Source organism: Nocardioides sp. LHD-245 (genome assembly GCF_030929495.1).
In the GTDB taxonomy this organism is placed as follows: Bacteria; Actinomycetota; Actinomycetes; order Propionibacteriales; family Nocardioidaceae; genus Nocardioides.
Genome location: NZ_JAVFWN010000016.1, coordinates 147,780 through 164,197 on the forward strand (window position 1 = coordinate 147,780; position 16,418 = coordinate 164,197).

The following is a 16,418-nucleotide window of genomic DNA, read 5'->3' on the forward strand; positions in this document are numbered from 1 at the left end:
CCCGTCCCACCGGGCCTCCGTGCCAGGAACTCCCACATGAACGACGCCACCGAGCCGGCCGCCACGCCGCCGACCTCCGCCGAGGAGGAGGCGGTCCGCCGCGTCCTCGCGGACGCCGGCGGACCGGTGCCGATACCCGGCGAGGTCGCCGAGCGGCTCGACGTCGTGATCGCCGACCTCGCCGCCGAGCGCACCGCCGCCTCGCTCCCACCCGGGGGCGTCCACCACAGTCATCCCGAGGCGCCTGCCGTCGTCGTCCCGCTCGACCCGGCGGCCCTGCGCCGCCGCCGCCGGGTCCGGCTCCTGTTCGGCGCCGCCGCCGCGGCCGCGGCCGTCGCCGTCGGGGTCGGCGTCGTGTCCGACCCCGGGCCCGGCGACGACGACCTGGCCACCGCCCACCGGCTCGCCCAAGACGACTCCGCCCGGGAGAGCGCCGTGGCCGGGGGCCAGGGGGACGCCGCCGACAGCGGCTCGAAGGCCGCCCCTCCCGCGGAGGCGCCGACGGCCGCGTCGTCGCCCGAGCTCGCCGAGCCGTACGTCACTCCGCAGCGGGTCCCCACCGACGAGCCGGTCCGCGAGGTGCGGGCCGACCACCTGCGCGAGGACCTGGTCGCGCTCCAACACGTCACCCTGCCGGACCCGGCCGCCGCCGACTACGCCGGCGCCACGCTCACCATCCCGGCCGGCTTCATCTGCGAGCCGGCGTCCTTCGGCCGCGGATACCTCGTCGGCGTCCTCTACGACGGCAAGCCCGCCGTGGTCGCGTTCCGGAGGCCCGTCGGGTCGACCCAGGAGGCCGAGGTGCTCGCCTGCGGGACCGGTGACGTCATCCACTCCACGACCCTCACCGCCACCGGCTGACCGCCGCTCCGGTGCCCGCCGCCGGACCGGAGCGCGCCCCCGGGAATCTCGCGGCCTACGATCTCGTTGTCCAGGTGTCCGCCGGTCGCCTCCACCGCAGCCGCCCACCACCAGATCCACCCGGGGAGTTCCATGTCCGAGTCCGCCACGTCCGAGGTCCGCAACGACATTCGCGAGGTCATCGTCATCGGGTCCGGGCCCTCGGGCTACACCGCCGCGATCTACGCCGCGCGGGCGCAGCTGAACCCCCTCGTCTTCGAGGGCTCGGTCACCGCCGGCGGTGCGCTGATGAACACCACCGAGGTCGAGAACTTCCCCGGCTTCCGCAACGGCATCCAGGGCCCCGAGCTGATGGACGAGATGCGGGCCCAGGCCGAGCGGTTCGGCGCCGAGCTGGTCGCCGACGACGTCGTCGAGGTCGACCTGACCGGGGACGTCAAGATCGTCAAGACGGCCACCGACACCTACGCCGCCCGCGCCGTGATCCTGTCCACCGGCTCCGGCTACCGCAAGCTCGGCCTCCCCGACGAGGAGCGGCTCTCCGGACGCGGCGTGTCGTACTGCGCCACCTGCGACGGGTTCTTCTTCCGCGAGCAGCACATCGCGGTCGTGGGCGGCGGCGACTCGGCCGTCGAGGAGGCCACCTTCCTCACCCGGTTCGGCTCCAAGGTCTCGCTGATCGTGCGCCGCGACGAGCTGCGCGCCTCGAAGATCATGCAGGAGCGGGCCTTCGCCGACCCGAAGCTGGAGATCGTCTGGAACTCCGTGGTCGGGTCGATCAACGGCGCGGACTCCCTGGAGTCGCTGACCCTCGAGAACACCGTCACCGGGGCGACCAGCGAGCTGCCGGCCACCGGACTGTTCATCGCCATCGGCCACGACCCGCGCTCCGAGCTCCTCGTGGGCCAGGTCGACCTCGACGACGACGGCTACGTCCTCGTCCGGCCCGGCTCCACCGCGACCAACATCCCGGGCGTGTTCGCCGCCGGCGACCTGGTCGACCACACCTACCGTCAGGCCATCACGGCCGCCGGCACCGGCTGCTCCGCCGCTCTCGACGCCGAGCGCTACCTCGCCGGGCTCGACCACGCGGCCGCGACCGCCGGGAACGCCCTCGCCGGGAATGCCAGCGCCGGCGCGTAGGTTCAAGCACACAGACGTCTCGTCCAACCAACCGAAGGGGTGGCCACCGTGGCCGACAACATCTCCGCCGTCACCGATGCCGAGTTCGACGCGCAGGTCCTGAAGTCCGACAAGCCGGTCCTCGTGGACTTCTGGGCCGAATGGTGCGGCCCCTGCCGTCAGGTCGCCCCGATCCTCGACGAGCTCGCCGGTGCGCACGGCGACAAGATCACGTTCCTCAAGATGAACGTCGACGAGAACCCAGTCACCCCGGCGTCGTACCGCGTCACGGGCATCCCGACCATCAACGTCTACCAGGGCGGCGAGGTCGTCAAGACCATCGTCGGCGCCCGGCCCAAGGCCGCGATCCTCAACGAGCTCGCCGACTTCATCTGAGCCGACGGGACGATCCGCCTCGGCGGTCGACCTCACCCGCGAGAGCCCCCGGCCCCGGCCGGGGGCTCTCGTCATCTCCGCACCGCACCGTGCTCGCGGTCCAGGACGTCAGGGGCGCGGCGGGTCCGCCTCCCGCGGCACCGGTCGCGGCACGTGCCGGGGCCGGCGGACCGCGCCGACGATCCGCTCCCAGGCCGCCTCCATCTCACCGCGCCAGGTCACCAGCGAGCGCATCTCCATCCGCATCCGCGGCGTCCGCGGGTGCGCGCGCTGGGTCTTGAACCCGGTCCGGGCCAGGAAGTCCGCGGGCACCACGCACTCCGGGACCCGGCCCGGTCCCGCTCGGCCGGTGCGTGCGAAGGCCTCCACCGCCCGGATGCCGTCGCGGCCGACCAGATCCCGGGCCATGCCCTGCACGAGCAGCCGGCCGATCCCCCCGCCGGCGTACTCCGGTCGGACCCAGGCGGTCGTCAGCAGCACGGCGTCGGCGGACACCGGGGCGGTGGGGAACGCGGCGGCCCCCGGCACATACGACGCGGGGGCGTAGACGAGGTAGCCGACCGGCCGGCCCTCGATCATCGCGACCCGCCCGCACGAGCCCCACTCGCGCAGCAGCTCGGAGACCCACGCCTCCTTCTCGCTCGCCAGCTCGCCGGGCTCGAGACGCTGGCGGTGGACGGGCTCCCGCTCCCAGAACAGGCAGGTCCGGCACGGCGCGCCCGCGTCGTGGAACAGAGCGTCGAGCAGGTCCAGGGTGAGGGGGACCGTGGTCCGGGCCACGCCTCGATGGTACGCCGCGTGAGCGGCCGGAAAGGGGGTGGCGCGGACCTGAGAGAATGGCGTCCGTGCGCAAGATCCGCCAGAGTCAGAAGCTCCGCAACGTCCGCTACGACGTCCGGGGGCCGATCCTCGTCGAGGCCCAGCGGCTGGAGGCCGAGGGTCACAAGATCCTCAAGCTCAACATCGGCAACCCGGCACCGTTCGGCTTCGAGGCACCCGAGGCGATCGTGGCCGACATGGTGCACAACCTGCCCGACGCCCAGGGCTACTCCGACTCCCGCGGCATCTACTCCGCCCGCACCGCGGTCGCGCAGTACTACCAGGCACGCGGCCTGAAGGACACCGCCGTCGAGGACGTGTTCATCGGCAACGGCGTCTCCGAGATGATCTCGATGGTCCTCCAGGCGTTCCTCGACGACGGAAACGAGATCCTCGTCCCGTCGCCGGACTACCCCCTGTGGACGGGCGCCGTGTCGCTGTCCGGCGGTACGCCGGTCCACTACCGGTGCGACGAGGAGAACGGCTGGATGCCGGACCTCGAGGACATCGAGTCGAAGATCACCGAGAACACCCACGGCCTGGTGATCATCAACCCCAACAACCCCACGGGCGCGGTCTACAGCAAGGAGATGGTCGCCCAGCTGGTCGACATTGCCCGGCGGCACGACCTCGTGGTCTTCGCCGACGAGATCTACGAGAAGATCCTGTTCGACGACGCGGTGCACCACCACGCCGCGGAGGCCGCCGGCAACGACGTCCTCTGCCTCACCTTCAGCGGCCTGTCCAAGGCCTACCGGGTCTGCGGCTACCGCGCCGGCTGGGTGATGATCTCCGGTCCCCAGGAGCTCGCCGAGGACTTCCTCGAGGGCCTGACGACGCTGTCCAACATGCGCATGTGCGCGAACGTCCCGGCGCAGCACGCGATCCAGACCGCGCTCGGGGGCTACCAGTCGATCAACGAGCTGATCGTGCCCGGCGGCCGGTTCTACGAGCAAGCGATGCTGGCCGACAAGCTCCTCAACGAGATCCCCGGCGTCTCCTCGGTCCGTCCCCGCGGCGCGCTCTACTGCTTCCCCCGCCTCGACCCCGAGGTCTACGCGATCGAGGACGACGAGGCCTTCGTCATCGAGCTGCTGCGGGCCAAGAAGATCCTGGTCACCCACGGCACCGGCTTCAACTGGTCGGCCCCCGACCACTTCCGCCTGGTCACGCTCCCCGACGTGGAGGTGCTGGAGGAGGCGATCGGCCGGATCGCCGACTTCCTCGCGACCCGGCGCTGAGTCATCCGACCATCGACCCGGCGCGTTCAAACGCACCGGGTCGGTGTGGCTTTTGTTCGCCGGAGGCAATTTTCGAGGGTAGGTCTGCGTGACACGCAGTCGCACCGTGCTGGGTCGGCCTGTCAGACTGCACCGGTGCTCGACATCACGTATCCGCCCGTCATCGTCACCGCGAAGGTGCTCTTCAAGCTGATGCGCCAACGGGTCGTGGTCAGCGGCTCGGAGTCCATCCCCCGCAAGGGCGGGGCGCTGCTGGCGATCAACCACACCGGCTACGTCGACTTCATCTACGCCGGCGCCGGGGCCGAGCCCCGCAAGCGCCTGGTCCGGTTCATGATCAAGAAGGAGATGATGGACGCTCCCGGCGTCGGTCACCTCCTGCGCTCCTTCCACCACATCCGGGTCGACCGCGCCTCGGGCGTGCAGTCGATGAAGGACGCGCTGGCCTATCTCAAGGCCGGCGAGGTCGTCGGGATCTACCCCGAGGCCACCATCTCCCGCTCCTTCGAGATCAAGGAGCTCAAGTCCGGTGCCGCGCGGATCGCGGCCGACGCCGGCGTCCCCCTCATCCCGGTGATCGTCTGGGGCGCGCACCGGCTGATGACCAAGGACCACCCGCGCGACTTCTCCCGCTCGCCCAAGACGATCATCGTCAAGGTCGGCGAGCCGCTGCACCCCACCGGCGAGGACACCGCGGCGGAGACCGAGGCGCTGCGGGTCGCGATGAAGCGGCTGCTCGACGAGGTCCTCGCCGAGTACCCCGAGGCCGAGAAGGCCCCCGGCAGCTGGTGGACCCCCGCCCGCCTAGGCGGCTCCGCGCCCACGCCCGACGAGGCCGACCGCCTCGACCGGGAGGAACTGCGCGCCCGGGCCGCCAAGCGAGCCGCCAAGGCGGCGGAGAAGAAGGCGGCTGCCAAGAAGGCGGGCCAGGGCGAGTAGTCCGTGGTGGACGCGCCGCTGGTGCTGCTGGTCGAGGACGACGACGACCTGCGGACGACGACGCGCCTGGTCCTCGAGGCGCGCGGGTTCCGGGTGGTGACCGCGGCGGACGGCGAGGCCGGCTGGACGGCGTACCTCACCCAGCCGGTCGATCTCGCCGTCGTCGACGTGGTGCTGCCCGAGCTCGACGGCATCCGGCTGACCGAGCGGATCCGCGCCGACGGTGAGCTGCCGGTGTTGCTGCTCACCGCGCGCGACCTGCCGCGCGACCAGGTGGTCGGCTTCGACGCGGGCGCCGACGACTACGTGGTCAAGCCGTTCGACGGCGACGTGCTCGAGGCCCGGATCCGCGCCCTGCTGCGCCGCCGCGGGGGAGGGACGGCCACCCGGGTCCTCGACCACGACGGGCTGCGCGTCGACGTCGACGGGATGACCGTGGAGCGCTCTGGGGTGCCGGTCGATCTGTCGGCGACCGAGTTCCGGCTGCTCGTGGCGTTCCTCGACAACGCCGGCGTCGTGCTCAGCCGCGTGCGGCTGCTCGAGATCGTCTGGGGCAGTGCGAGCTGGGGGGACCCGCACGTGGTCGACGTGACCGTGCAGCGGCTGCGCGCCAAGATCGGCGCCGACCGGGTGCAGACCGTGCGGGGCGCGGGCTACAAGATGGCGCGGGCCTGACCGTGCCGGCCCCGCGACCCGCGGCGACGTCCGGCTGGCGCCACTCGCTGCGCACCCGGATCACCGTGGCCGTCGTCGGCGCCTCGCTGGCCACGCTGCTCGGTGTGGGCATCGTCGTCGACCACCAGTCGGCCGCCGACGCCCGGGAACGCCTGCGGGTCCAGGCCCTGACCGAGCTCGACGCCGGGATCGCGGTCCTGGAGGTGACCTCGACGCTGCGCTACGGCCTCTCGCTCGACCCCGAGCGGGTGCCCGCCGAGCTGCGGGCGGCGCTGCCGGCCGCACAGCCCGGCTTCGCCGACGAGCCGGCGACGACGTACTACGCCGACCGGCGGATGTGGGCCGCCCGCCGCATCACCGCCGACCGGATCGCCAGCGTGGCCCTCGACGATGCTCCCGTCCGCGAGGCGCGGTCGTCCCTGCGGGAGCGGATGCTCGTCGCCGCGGTCGCGGTCCTGCCGCTCACCGCCCTGCTGGGCCTGGTGGTCGGGGCCGGGCTGAGCCGGCGGCTGCGCCGGGCGGCGGCCGCCGCGGCCGTGATCAGCGGCGGGGGAGCGGCCCGCTGCACCGTCGGCGGGCGCGACGAGGTGGCCGCGCTCTCCCGGGCCGTCGACGAGATGGCCGACGCGTTGGACCGCCGGCTGCGGGTGGAGCAGGCCTTCTCGGCCGACGTCGCCCACGAGCTGCGGACGCCCGTCGCCGGCCTGGTCAGCGCGAGCGAGCTGCTGCCGCCCGGCGAGGCGACGGAGCTGCTGCGGGGACTGGTGACCCGACTGCGGCATCTGGTCGAGGACCTGCTGGAGGTGGCCCGCCTCGACAGCGGCGCCGAGGAGGTCGCCCTCACCGCCCAGCCGCTCGGGCCGCTCGTCCCCGGGGCAGAGGTGCGCCACGACGCCGAGGTGCTGGTCGACGCCCGCCGGGTCGAGCGGATCGTCGGCAACCTGGTCGCCAACGCCGAGCGACACGGCGGCGGCGTCACCGGCCTGGTCGTGGACGGCCCGCGGGTCGTCGTACGCGACGGCGGGCCGGGGTTCCCGGCCGACGTACTCGCGGCGGGCGCGATCCGGTTCCACAGCACCGGACAGGGCAGTGGGCTCGGGCTCACCATCGTGCACGGTCAGGCACGGGCGATGGGGGCGAGCGTGACCATGGCGAACCCGGACGGCGGGGGCGCGGAGGTCAGCGTGGAGTTCAGGACCCCGGACCCATCTCCGGGTCGACCGGGTCGACCGTCTTGAGCGGGTAGGTCTGGGTCGCCTCCATCCCCTCGGGCACGTCGCCCTGCACCCGGATGGTGAGCGCGCCGTAGTTCACCGTCGCCTCGCCGAGCACGATGTCGGAGACCAGCACCTTCACGGGCACCGACACGTCGCTGCCCTCGGCGCAGCTGGGCTCGCAGTCGTTGGCGACCATGGTGCCCGTCGCGGTCGCCTCGTCGGCGCCCCAGTCGGCCCACGCCAGGTCGGTCAGGCTCTGGTTGCCGTCCGCACAGGCCACGGTGAAGGTGGCCGGACTGGCCACCGGCTCGCCGACGCAGTCGAGGATGTAGGTGACCGCGGCGCGAGCGGCGACGGCAGGATCGGTCTGTGCTCCGGACTCGGTGCCGGAGCCGGCACCGGGCTTCGCCGTGACCGGCTCGTCGTCCTCCACGCCGCAGGCGGCGAAGGCGCCGAGGGCGAGAAGCACGCTGCCGGCGAGGGCGGCGGTACGGCGGGTGCGGGTGTGGTTCATCGTCGTCCGTTCTGCTCGTTCTGCTGGTTCGACCGGCGGACGTCGCCGGCCCGACCAGGATCGCGGGTCCGCCTCACACCAGGCCGGCACGGAGGTCACAGGACCCTCACAGTCACCACCGACCTCCCGGGCGACGTACCGATATATCGCTTTGTCACCTTGTCGTTTTGTCGACATGTCGCTTGCGGGCCGGGTCGCCTGCCGGGGCAAGTAGCACGCCGTCCGCCGGACTACCCGGCCGTTCTCCGCAGCGGACCCGGCGAATTCGGGGGATTTGTGCTGAGAACCGGCGACCAGTCCAGTGGACGGCGTGTTGCAGCGGCTCCCCCGCCCGCCCGGCGTTCCACGTGAAACAGGGCGCGACCCGGTGGGGTCGCGCCCTGGCCGCGCCGGTCGGCGCTCGTCAGATCGGGCGGTCGTCGCGGTTGCGCGGGTCGATCAGGTCGACGATGCGCTGCAGGTCGCCGGTGTTGGCGAACTCGATGCTGATCCGCCCCTTCGCCTTACCGAGGTCGATCTTGACCCGGGTCTCCAGGCGGTCGCCCAGACGCTCGGAGAGCTCGCTCAGGCCCGGCGCCTTCGGCCGCGCCCGGCGGGGACGCGACGCGGGGACGCCGACGCCGTCGCCGACCGCGACGATCTCCTCCAGGCCGCGCACCGAGATGCCCTCGGCCACGACCCGCTGGGCCAGGCGATCCTGCTGCTCCGCGTCCGCCACGCCGAGCAGGGCACGGGCGTGACCGGCGGACAGCACACCGGCGCCCACCCGCCGCTGGACGGCGGGGGACAGCTTGAGCAGCCGGAGCGTGTTGCTGATCTGCGGACGCGAGCGCCCGATCCGTTGCGCCAGCTCGTCGTGCGTGCAGGAGAAGTCCTCCAGCAGCTGCTGGTACGCGGACGCCTCCTCGAGCGGGTTGAGGTTGCTGCGGTGGAGGTTCTCCAGCAGCGCGTCGCGGAGCATGTCGGTGTCGTCGGTCTCGCGGACGATCGCGGGGATCGCGGTGAGCCCGGCCAGCTGGGTGGCCCGCCACCGGCGCTCGCCCATGACCAGCTCGTAGCTGTCGGGACCCGTCCTGCGGACCACGACCGGCTGCAGGAGGCCGATCTCCTTGACCGAATGGACCAGCTCGGCCATCGCCTCCTCGTCGAAGACGGTCCGCGGGTTGACCGCGTTCGGCGCGATCTGCTCGACGGGGAGTTCGGCGAAGTAGGCACCCTCGACGGGCCGCAGACCCGAATCCGCGATCTGAGCGCCGTTCGCCGGCCCCGTGGACCCCGGGTCCGCCGGTGCGCCGGAAGTCGCTCCAGCGGCAAAGTCCGCATCCTGGGCGCCGCGGTTGACATCCTCGCCCGCAGCCGGCTCGGGGACAGTGGCCGGCGGTCCGGTCGGGATCAGCGAGCCGAGGCCGCGACCGAGACCCCGGCGAGGTGCATTGCTGTTCACGTCATGCTCCCTCGGGTGACGATCTCGCGCGCGGCTTCGAGGTAGCTCAGGGCGCCCGGGGAGCCCGGGTCGTAGGTCATCACGGTCTGGCCGTACGACGGCGCCTCCGACACCCGCACCGAGCGGGGGATCGCGGTCTTGAGCACCTGGTCGCCGAAGTGCTCGCGCACCTCGTGGGCCACACCGGCCGCGAGCCGGGTGCGGGCGTCGAACATGGTGAGCACGATCGTCGACACCGCGAGCTCGGGGTTGAGGTGCGCGCGGACCATGTCGACCGTCGCGAGCAGCTGTCCCAGACCCTCCAGCGCGTAGTACTCGGCCTGGATCGGGATGAGCATCTCCGCGCCCGCCACGAGCGCGTTGAGGGTAAGCAGGCCGAGCGAGGGCGGGCAGTCGATGAAGACGTAGTCGAAGCGGTCCGGGCCGACCGCCGCGGCGGTGCCGATCCGCGGGTGGGCGTCGAGCGCCTTCTTCAGCCGCTGCTCCCGGGCCACCACGCTGACCAGCTCGATCTCGGCACCGGCCAGGTCGATCGTCGCCGGCACCACCCAGAGGCCGGCGGCGTCGGGGCAGGCCTGTGCCAGATCCGCGATCGCCGTACCGTCGACGAGCAGCTCGTACGACGACGGGGTGCCCTGGCGGTGCTCGATGTTGAGGGCCGTCGACGCGTTGCCCTGGGGGTCGAGGTCGATGACCAGCACCCGCTGGCCGAGCTGCGTCAGCGCGGCCGCCAGGTTCACCGTGGACGTCGTCTTGCCGACGCCGCCCTTCTGGTTGGCGACCACGAACACCCGGGTCTCGGCGGGTCGGTCCAGCTCCTCCTGGGGGATGCCCGCCCGCACCATCACCGTCGCCTGCGCAGCCCGGGCCAGGGGAGTGAGGTCGTCGTCGAAGCCGGCGGCACGCTCGGCGAGCTGCGCAGCCGTGACCGGTCCACCCGTCACCACGGCCGTTTCACGTGAAACGTCGTCGGCGCGGGCGCCGGTTTCACGTGAAACCGAGTCGTCGCCCGGCGAGCCCGGCGCCGGGGTGCCCTGTGGATAACCAGGGAGGTTCTGTGGAGACTCACGCTCAGCACCTGCCTCCGGACCGGTGGAAAACCCGGAACCGGGACCCCATGAGTCGCTCACGACTTCCTCCTCTTCCTTCGCGACGAGCCTCCGCGTGGATCCCGAGAACCACGCCGGCCACGAAGCGGCAACGATACGCGGGCCGGGTCGGCCCACGACAGACGGACGATGCGAATCGGCTCGACGGCACCCTCGGCCGCGAGCTCGGCACCCAGCTCCTCCACCACGGCCGGCGCGCAGCCCAGCCGGCGGCAGGTCTCCGCCGCCGCGGCGACCTCGTCGGCGGCGCTGCTGCCCTTCATGGCCAGTAGCGCGCCGTGCGGCGCCACCAGTGGCAGGCACCAGGTCGCCAGCTTGTCGAGGGGTGCGACCGCGCGCGCGGTGACGACGTCGTACGTCGCGACGCCGTGGAGGGCGTCGGCGCGGCCGCGGACCACCGTGACGTTGTCGAGACCGAGCTGCGCGACCGCCTCCTCGAGGAACGTCGTACGGCGCAGCAGCGGCTCGATCAGCGTCACCTGCAGGTCGGGGCGGGCGATCGCGAGGACCAGGCCGGGCAGCCCCGCTCCGGAGCCGACGTCGGCGACCGTCGCGTCGGCGGGCAGGGCAGCGGCCAGCAGGCCGCAGTTGATCAGATGACGCTCCCAGAGCCGGGGCGTCTCGCGGGGGCCGATCAGACCGCGCACGACGCCGTCGGTCGCGAGCAGCTCGGCGTACTCCTGCACGAGCGGGAGGCGGTCGGCGGAGAAGACCTCCGCCAGGACTGCCGGGGGAGCGGGGAGGGCAGCACGCAGCACCCCCGGGTCCGCCCGGTCCTCGGGACCGGGGGACACCGGGGGTGCGGTGTCGTCGTGTTTCACGTGAAACGTCGACCGTCGAGGATGGTCGTGTCCGTCAGGCCGGCAGGACCACGACGTAGCGACGGGGCTCGACGCCCGCCGACTCCGAGCGGAGACCGGCCGCTGCGACGGCGTCGTGCACGATCTTGCGCTCGAACGGGGACATCGGGTCGAGGGAAACGGGCTCGCCCGTCTTCGCGACCTCCGCCGCGGTCTCAGCGCCCAGCTGGGTCAGCCTGGTGCGCTTGTCCGCGCGGTAGCCGGACACGTCGAGCATCAGGCGCGAGCGCTCGCCGGTCTCCCGGTAGACCGCGAGCCGGGTGAGTTCCTGCAGCGCCTCCAGCACCTTGCCGTCGCGACCGACGAGCTGGCTCAGGTCGGCGCCCACGATCGAGACCGCGGCCCGGTCCGCCTCCACGTCGATGTCGAGATCGCCGTCGAGGTCCGCGATGTCGAGGAGCTCCTCGAGATAGTCGGCGGCGATGTCGCCCTCCTGCTCCAGGCGGCTCACCCGGTCGCCGCCCCCGGACGCCGCGTCCTGCTCGGCGTCCGCCGGCTCCGTCTCGTCCGTCCGGTCCTCGTCGGTCCGGTCCTCGTCGGTCCGGTCCTCGTCGGTCCGGTCCTCGTCGGTCCGGTCCTCGTCGGTCCGGTCCTCGTCGGTCCGGTCCTCGCTGGTCTCACCGGCGACCTCGTCGGTCCCGGCCTCGGGTCCGGCCTCGCTCACGACATCGGTCTCGATCTCGGCGCTCACTTGGTGTCTCCCTCGTCGTTCGTGGTCTCGTCCTGGCCCGCGGGCGGCGTCTGGTTCGCCTGCCCGCCGGGCTTGCTCTGGGGGCCGCCCTTGCGCTGGGAGCGGCTCTGTCGGCGCGGCTGCTGCCGGGTCGACGGGCGGCGCTCCTCCTCGGCCTCCGCGTCCTCGACGATGGTGTCGGTCGCGCCGTGGCCGTGCCGGGCCGCCTTGGCCCTGTCCCGCTCCTCCTTCGCCTTGAACGCCGGGGTGCCGGGGGCGGGGTTGTTGCGGATCACGTAGAACTGCTGGCTCATCGTCCACAGGTTCGAGGTCGTCCAGTAGAGGAGGACGCCGATCGGGAACGCCACACCACCGAGACCGAAGGCCACCGGGAGGATGTAGAGCAGCATCTTCTGCTGCTGCGCGTACGGGCCGCTCATCGCCTCGGCCGGCATGTTCTTGGCCATCAGCTGGCGCTGGGTGAAGAAGGTCGTCGCCGTCATCGCGAGCACCAGGATCAGCGCGACCACCATGACGGTGCCGTTGGGGTCCTCGCCCCAGGTGCGCGAGCCCCAGAAGGAGTCGGCGATCGGGATCTTCCCGAAGATGTCGGCCTGACCGAACTGCTTGGCCCGCTCGACGTCGAGGAAGCCGTGCGCCTTGCCGCTGCGCGCGGCCTGGTCGAGCAGCCGGAAGAGCGCGAAGAAGATCGGCATCTGGAGCAGGATCGGCAGACAGGAGGCGAACGGGTTGGTCCCGGCCTCCTTGTAGAGCTTCATCGTCTCCTCGGCCAGCTTCTGCCGGTCGTGGCCGTACTTCTTCTGCAGCTCCTTCACCTTGGGCTGCAGCAGCTGCATGTTGCGGCTGGACTTGATCTGCTTGACGAACAGCGGGATCAGCGCCGCGCGGATGACCAGGGTCAGGCCGATGATCGACAGCGCCCACGACAGGCCGCCGGCCGGATCCAGCCCGATCGCCGAGAGCAGCTCGTGCCAGCCGATGAGCACCGCGGAGATGATGTAGTACAGCGGCACCATGATGAAGTTGCCGATGTCGCCGATGATGCCCACTGATCAGGCTCCTTGCTGGAAGGGATAGCGCGCGGCGGTCGCCGGGCGAAGTTCGGAGTCGCGCTCGGCGCGGGTGCCGGGGTCCTCGTCGTGCGGGTGCACCCGGCGCGGCGGCACGTGGTCGACCCCGCCCGGCGCCCAGGGGTGACAGCGGAGCAGCCGGCGTACCGCCAGCCAGCTGCCGCGCAGCGCTCCGTGCACCTGGAGCGCCTGGACGGCGTACGCCGAGCACGACGGGTAGTAGCGGCAGGTCGGTCCCAGCAGCGGGCTGACCAGCAGCTGATAGCCGCGCACCAGACCGACGAGCACCCACGTCACCGGGTTCATCGTGCCTCCTGACCCTGCGTGCCCACGCGATCCAGACAACGGGCCAGGTCGGCCTGCAGTTCCGGGTACGACGCGGCAGCCGCGGCCGTCTGGGCCCGCACCACGAGCACGGATCCGGCCGGGAGGCCCGCGAGCGCCGGCCGCACGGCGTGCCGCAGCCGGCGCTTCACCCGATTGCGGACGACGGCCTTGCCGACGGCCTTGCTGACGACGAAGCCGACCCGCACCGGCGCGGCTGCCCCGGACATGCCGACAACCTGCCGCTCCTCAGGGAGCAGCAGGTGGGCGACGAGGGTGCGCGAACCAGCACGACGACCCCGACGGCTGGCGGCCCGGAACAGGTCCGGCTCGGTCAGCCGCTGGTCGGCAGCCAGCACGTCAGCCCCACGGGAACCGCTGGGCGGACACGCTGGTCCGTCCTCAGACGGACAGGCTCGAGCGGCCCTTCCGGCGACGGTTCGCCAGGATGGCGCGACCGGCGCGGGTACGCATGCGCAGTCGGAAACCGTGCACCTTGTGGCGACGTCGGTTGTTGGGCTGGTACGTCCGCTTGCTCACGATCGGCCTCTCAGATGATGCAGATGTCGGGAAGGGTCTCCGGCAGCCGGCAACGGAGTCCGATCGGGACCCCGCACAGCACGTCGGCCGGCACCGCGCAGCCACGAAGACCGGGCGGGCCCGGGGGCGTCGTGGACATGCGGCACCGGTCGACACCGGTTGACCAATCAACGGTACGCGGACGCCGGATCGGGGGTCAAACCGACGTGGCCCCCGGCCCTGATCGGACGTTCCCTGCGCGGCAGGTCAAAACCTGTGGATAGCGGGTTGATCCCCGGGCACCTGGGCGGTTAGGTTCGACGGATCCGGGATTCCCCGCCGGTGCCGACCTCGTGGTCGACGTACGTCGCGCAGTGGCCCGTTCCTTCTCGGGAACGCTCCTCTGACCTGCGCAAACAGTGCTTCCACGGGCGGTCGGACAGGCCTCGGTTCGGCATCGTCACCGTGATGATGCAAGAGTTCACAACCTGTGGACAAACCTGTGGAGCCAGCACCGGGAACGGTTCGGTCGCGACTCCGCCAGACCCGACCAGCGAGAGGGAGTGGCGTGACCGGCAACCCGGATCTGCCCCAGGACGAGACGAGCACCCCCCGCAGCACCGGCAGCACCGGCAGTCCCGCCCCGGACGCCCCGCCCCTCGATCCGGCCACCGCGCGCCTCGTCCAGGAGTGGACGCTGGTCGTCGGCGATCTGCAGACCCACCAACGGGCCTGGCTCCAGGCCAGCCGCCCGGTCACCCTGCACGGCACCACCGCGATCGTCGCGGTGCCCGACGACTTCACCCGCAAGCGCCTCGAGGGCCGGCTGCGCGGCGAGCTCGAGGACGCCCTGAGCGACCGGTTCGGCCACGACGTCCAGCTCGCGGTCACGGTCGACGGCTCACTGCGCCACGAGCTCGGGCAGGAGCCGACGTCCACCTCCTACGACGCCGGCCCCACCTATGAGCCGGTCGGCACGTACGGCACGTTCGACACGCCACCCGTCTTCGAGCGCCCCCGGGAGGATGACGCCCCCGTCGACGCACTCCCGGATCGACAAGTCGCCATGTCGACAAATCCCCTTGTCGATTCGTCGATGCCGCCGCTGGGCGGCCAGGACCTCAGCGGCACGGGGGCCGGACCGTCGGCCACGCGCAGCGGCGAGTCCCGGCTCAACCCCAAGTACACCTTCGAGACCTTCGTCATCGGCTCGTCCAACCGGTTCCCCCACGCGGCCGCCGTCGCCGTGAGCGAGGCCCCGGGGCGCAGCTACAACCCGCTCCTCGTCTACGGCGAGTCCGGCCTCGGCAAGACCCACCTGCTGCACGCGATCGGCCACTACGTGCGCACGATCTATGCCGGCTCCAAGGTGCGCTACGTCTCCAGCGAGGAGTTCACCAACGAGTTCATCAACGCGATCCGCGACGACCGGCAGGACCGGTTCAAGCGCAAGTACCGCGACATCGACGTGCTCCTCATCGACGACATCCAGTTCCTGGAGGGCAAGACCCAGACCCAGGAAGAGTTCTTCCACACCTTCAACACGCTGCACAACGCCAACAAGCAGATCGTGCTCACCTCCGACCGCCCGCCGAAGCGGCTCGAGGCGCTCGAGGACCGGCTGCGCAACCGGTTCGAGTGGGGCCTGATCACCGACGTGCAGCCGCCCGACCTCGAGACCCGGATCGCGATCCTGCGCAAGAAGGCCGCGATGGACCGGCTCACCGCGCCCTCCGACGTGCTCGAGTTCATCGCCTCCAAGATCCAGACCAACATCCGCGAGCTCGAGGGCGCCCTGATCCGGGTCACCGCGTTCGCCAACCTCAACCGGCAGGACGTCGACATGACGCTCGCCGAGATCGTGCTCAAGGACCTCATCCCCGAGGGCGGCGAGCCGGAGATCACCGCGTCGCTGATCATCGCCCAGACCGCGGCGTACTTCGGGCTCTCGATCGACGAGCTCACCGGCCCCAGCCGCGGCCGGCACCTGGTCATGGCCCGGCAGATCGCGATGTACCTGTGCCGCGAGCTCACCGGCCTGTCCCTGCCCAAGATCGGCGCCCAGTTCGGCAACCGCGACCACACGACGGTCATGTACGCCGAGCGGAAGATCAACCAGCTCCTCGGTGAGCGTCGCGCCGTCTTCAACCAGGTGAGCGAGCTGACCAACCGGGTCAAGATGCAGGCCCGGCAGAGTTGATCGGCGCGAGCGGGTCGCATATCGGCGGCAGCGCGCGGACCCTTCGGGCCCACGCTCGCCGTCGATGCGGCTCCGCCGCCGTGCGCCACGCTGCCGCGCATACGGCCCACGCCCGACCTCGATCCGACTCCACCGGCATGCGCCACGCTGCCACGCACCGAGCCGAAGCCTGTGGAGAAGTCCGGTGGAATTGTGCGAACTACACGGGGAGGATTCCGTGGAGGCACGTACGCCGCTTTCCACACGGCCCCGGTCATCCACAGCGGCGCCTGTGAACGCCGAGTTCGTCCACAACCGTCATCCACCGGCCATCATGCGGTTCACCTGCGGAAACACACGTTCTCCACAGTTTCCACCGGCGCTATGACCACTCCCTGAGGACATGCGGACCTCGATCGCAGGAACTCCTCCGGACCC

At 71.7% G+C, this 16,418-nt stretch carries 18 protein-coding genes; 8 read left to right on the forward strand and 10 right to left on the reverse strand.

Translation table 11 applies throughout. The annotated features are described in order from the left end of the window. The first annotated feature begins 36 nt into the window (after positions 1-36). The 3 genes from RB608_RS22570 (at position 37) to trxA (ending at position 2,379) form a co-directional block, all read left to right on the forward strand. Positions 37-861, forward strand: coding sequence for a hypothetical protein (locus tag RB608_RS22570; RefSeq protein ID WP_308090320.1), 825 nt, complete (start codon positions 37-39; stop codon positions 859-861). 132 nt (positions 862-993) lie between these two features. Continuing rightward, positions 994-2,004, forward strand: a complete 1,011-nt coding sequence (trxB, locus tag RB608_RS22575) for a thioredoxin-disulfide reductase (protein WP_308090321.1) — start codon at positions 994-996, stop codon at positions 2,002-2,004. A gap of 48 nt (positions 2,005-2,052) precedes the next feature. After that, positions 2,053-2,379, forward strand: a complete 327-nt coding sequence (gene trxA, locus RB608_RS22580; RefSeq protein WP_282402072.1) for a thioredoxin — start codon at positions 2,053-2,055, stop codon at positions 2,377-2,379. A gap of 108 nt (positions 2,380-2,487) precedes the next feature. Here the strand turns inward: trxA and RB608_RS22585 are convergent, their stop codons facing one another. Next, the gene (locus RB608_RS22585; RefSeq protein ID WP_308090322.1) at positions 2,488-3,159 is read right to left on the reverse strand and encodes a GNAT family N-acetyltransferase; all 672 of its coding nucleotides are present in this window, start codon (positions 3,157-3,159) and stop codon (positions 2,488-2,490) included. A gap of 65 nt (positions 3,160-3,224) precedes the next feature. Here RB608_RS22585 and RB608_RS22590 point away from each other — a divergent pair, with 65 nt between their 5' ends. The 4 genes from RB608_RS22590 (at position 3,225) to RB608_RS22605 (ending at position 7,291) form a co-directional block, all read left to right on the forward strand. Further along, complete coding sequence (locus RB608_RS22590; protein WP_308090323.1) at positions 3,225-4,439, forward strand: pyridoxal phosphate-dependent aminotransferase; 1,215 nt, start codon at positions 3,225-3,227, stop codon at positions 4,437-4,439. 135 nt (positions 4,440-4,574) lie between these two features. Next, positions 4,575-5,378 (forward strand): lysophospholipid acyltransferase family protein, encoded by an 804-nt coding sequence (locus RB608_RS22595; RefSeq protein ID WP_308090324.1) that lies wholly within the window; start codon positions 4,575-4,577, stop codon positions 5,376-5,378. Positions 5,379-5,384: 6 nt separating this feature from the next. Further along, positions 5,385-6,053, forward strand: a complete 669-nt coding sequence (locus tag RB608_RS22600; RefSeq protein WP_308090325.1) for a response regulator transcription factor — start codon at positions 5,385-5,387, stop codon at positions 6,051-6,053. Positions 6,054-6,055: 2 nt separating this feature from the next. Further along, the gene (locus RB608_RS22605) at positions 6,056-7,291 is read left to right on the forward strand and encodes a HAMP domain-containing sensor histidine kinase (RefSeq protein WP_308090326.1); all 1,236 of its coding nucleotides are present in this window, start codon (positions 6,056-6,058) and stop codon (positions 7,289-7,291) included. Here the strand turns inward: RB608_RS22605 and RB608_RS22610 are convergent. The 9 genes from RB608_RS22610 to rpmH form a co-directional block, all read right to left on the reverse strand. Next, entirely contained in the window at positions 7,245-7,784 is a 540-nt protein-coding gene (locus RB608_RS22610; protein ID WP_308090327.1) for a hypothetical protein, read from the reverse strand. The genes RB608_RS22605 and RB608_RS22610 overlap by 47 nt on opposite strands. Before the next feature lie 403 nt (positions 7,785-8,187). Further along, on the reverse strand, positions 8,188-9,228 hold the full coding sequence (locus RB608_RS22615) for a ParB/RepB/Spo0J family partition protein (RefSeq protein WP_308090328.1): 1,041 nt from the start codon (positions 9,226-9,228) through the stop codon (positions 8,188-8,190). Continuing rightward, positions 9,225-10,172, reverse strand: a complete 948-nt coding sequence (locus RB608_RS22620) for a ParA family protein (RefSeq protein WP_308090329.1) — start codon at positions 10,170-10,172, stop codon at positions 9,225-9,227. Before RB608_RS22620 ends, RB608_RS22615 begins: the two co-directional genes overlap by 4 nt. Positions 10,173-10,354: 182 nt before the next feature. Further along, positions 10,355-11,092 (reverse strand): 16S rRNA (guanine(527)-N(7))-methyltransferase RsmG, encoded by a 738-nt coding sequence (gene rsmG, locus RB608_RS22625; protein ID WP_392391040.1) that lies wholly within the window; start codon positions 11,090-11,092, stop codon positions 10,355-10,357. A gap of 100 nt (positions 11,093-11,192) precedes the next feature. Further along, a complete protein-coding gene (locus RB608_RS22630; protein WP_392391041.1) occupies positions 11,193-11,861 on the reverse strand; it encodes a protein jag in 669 nt (222 codons plus the stop codon). 23 nt (positions 11,862-11,884) lie between these two features. Then, entirely contained in the window at positions 11,885-12,904 is a 1,020-nt protein-coding gene (yidC, locus tag RB608_RS22635) for a membrane protein insertase YidC (RefSeq protein WP_392391042.1), read from the reverse strand. 36 nt (positions 12,905-12,940) lie between these two features. Next, entirely contained in the window at positions 12,941-13,264 is a 324-nt protein-coding gene (gene yidD, locus RB608_RS22640; protein WP_308090332.1) for a membrane protein insertion efficiency factor YidD, read from the reverse strand. Beyond that, positions 13,261-13,641 carry a ribonuclease P protein component gene (gene rnpA / locus RB608_RS22645; protein WP_308090333.1) on the reverse strand — a complete coding sequence of 127 codons (381 nt, stop codon included), beginning with the start codon at positions 13,639-13,641 and terminating at the stop codon, positions 13,261-13,263. The genes yidD and rnpA overlap by 4 nt, the downstream gene beginning before the upstream one ends. A gap of 43 nt (positions 13,642-13,684) precedes the next feature. Beyond that, positions 13,685-13,822 carry a 50S ribosomal protein L34 gene (gene rpmH / locus RB608_RS22650; protein WP_075018668.1) on the reverse strand — a complete coding sequence of 46 codons (138 nt, stop codon included), beginning with the start codon at positions 13,820-13,822 and terminating at the stop codon, positions 13,685-13,687. A 676-nt stretch (positions 13,823-14,498) separates the two neighbouring features. On the opposite strand from rpmH, the gene dnaA reads away from it, so the two are divergent. Then, positions 14,499-16,001, forward strand: coding sequence for a chromosomal replication initiator protein DnaA (gene dnaA, locus RB608_RS22655; RefSeq protein WP_308090355.1), 1,503 nt, complete (start codon positions 14,499-14,501; stop codon positions 15,999-16,001). Positions 16,002-16,418: the final 417 nt, after the last annotated feature.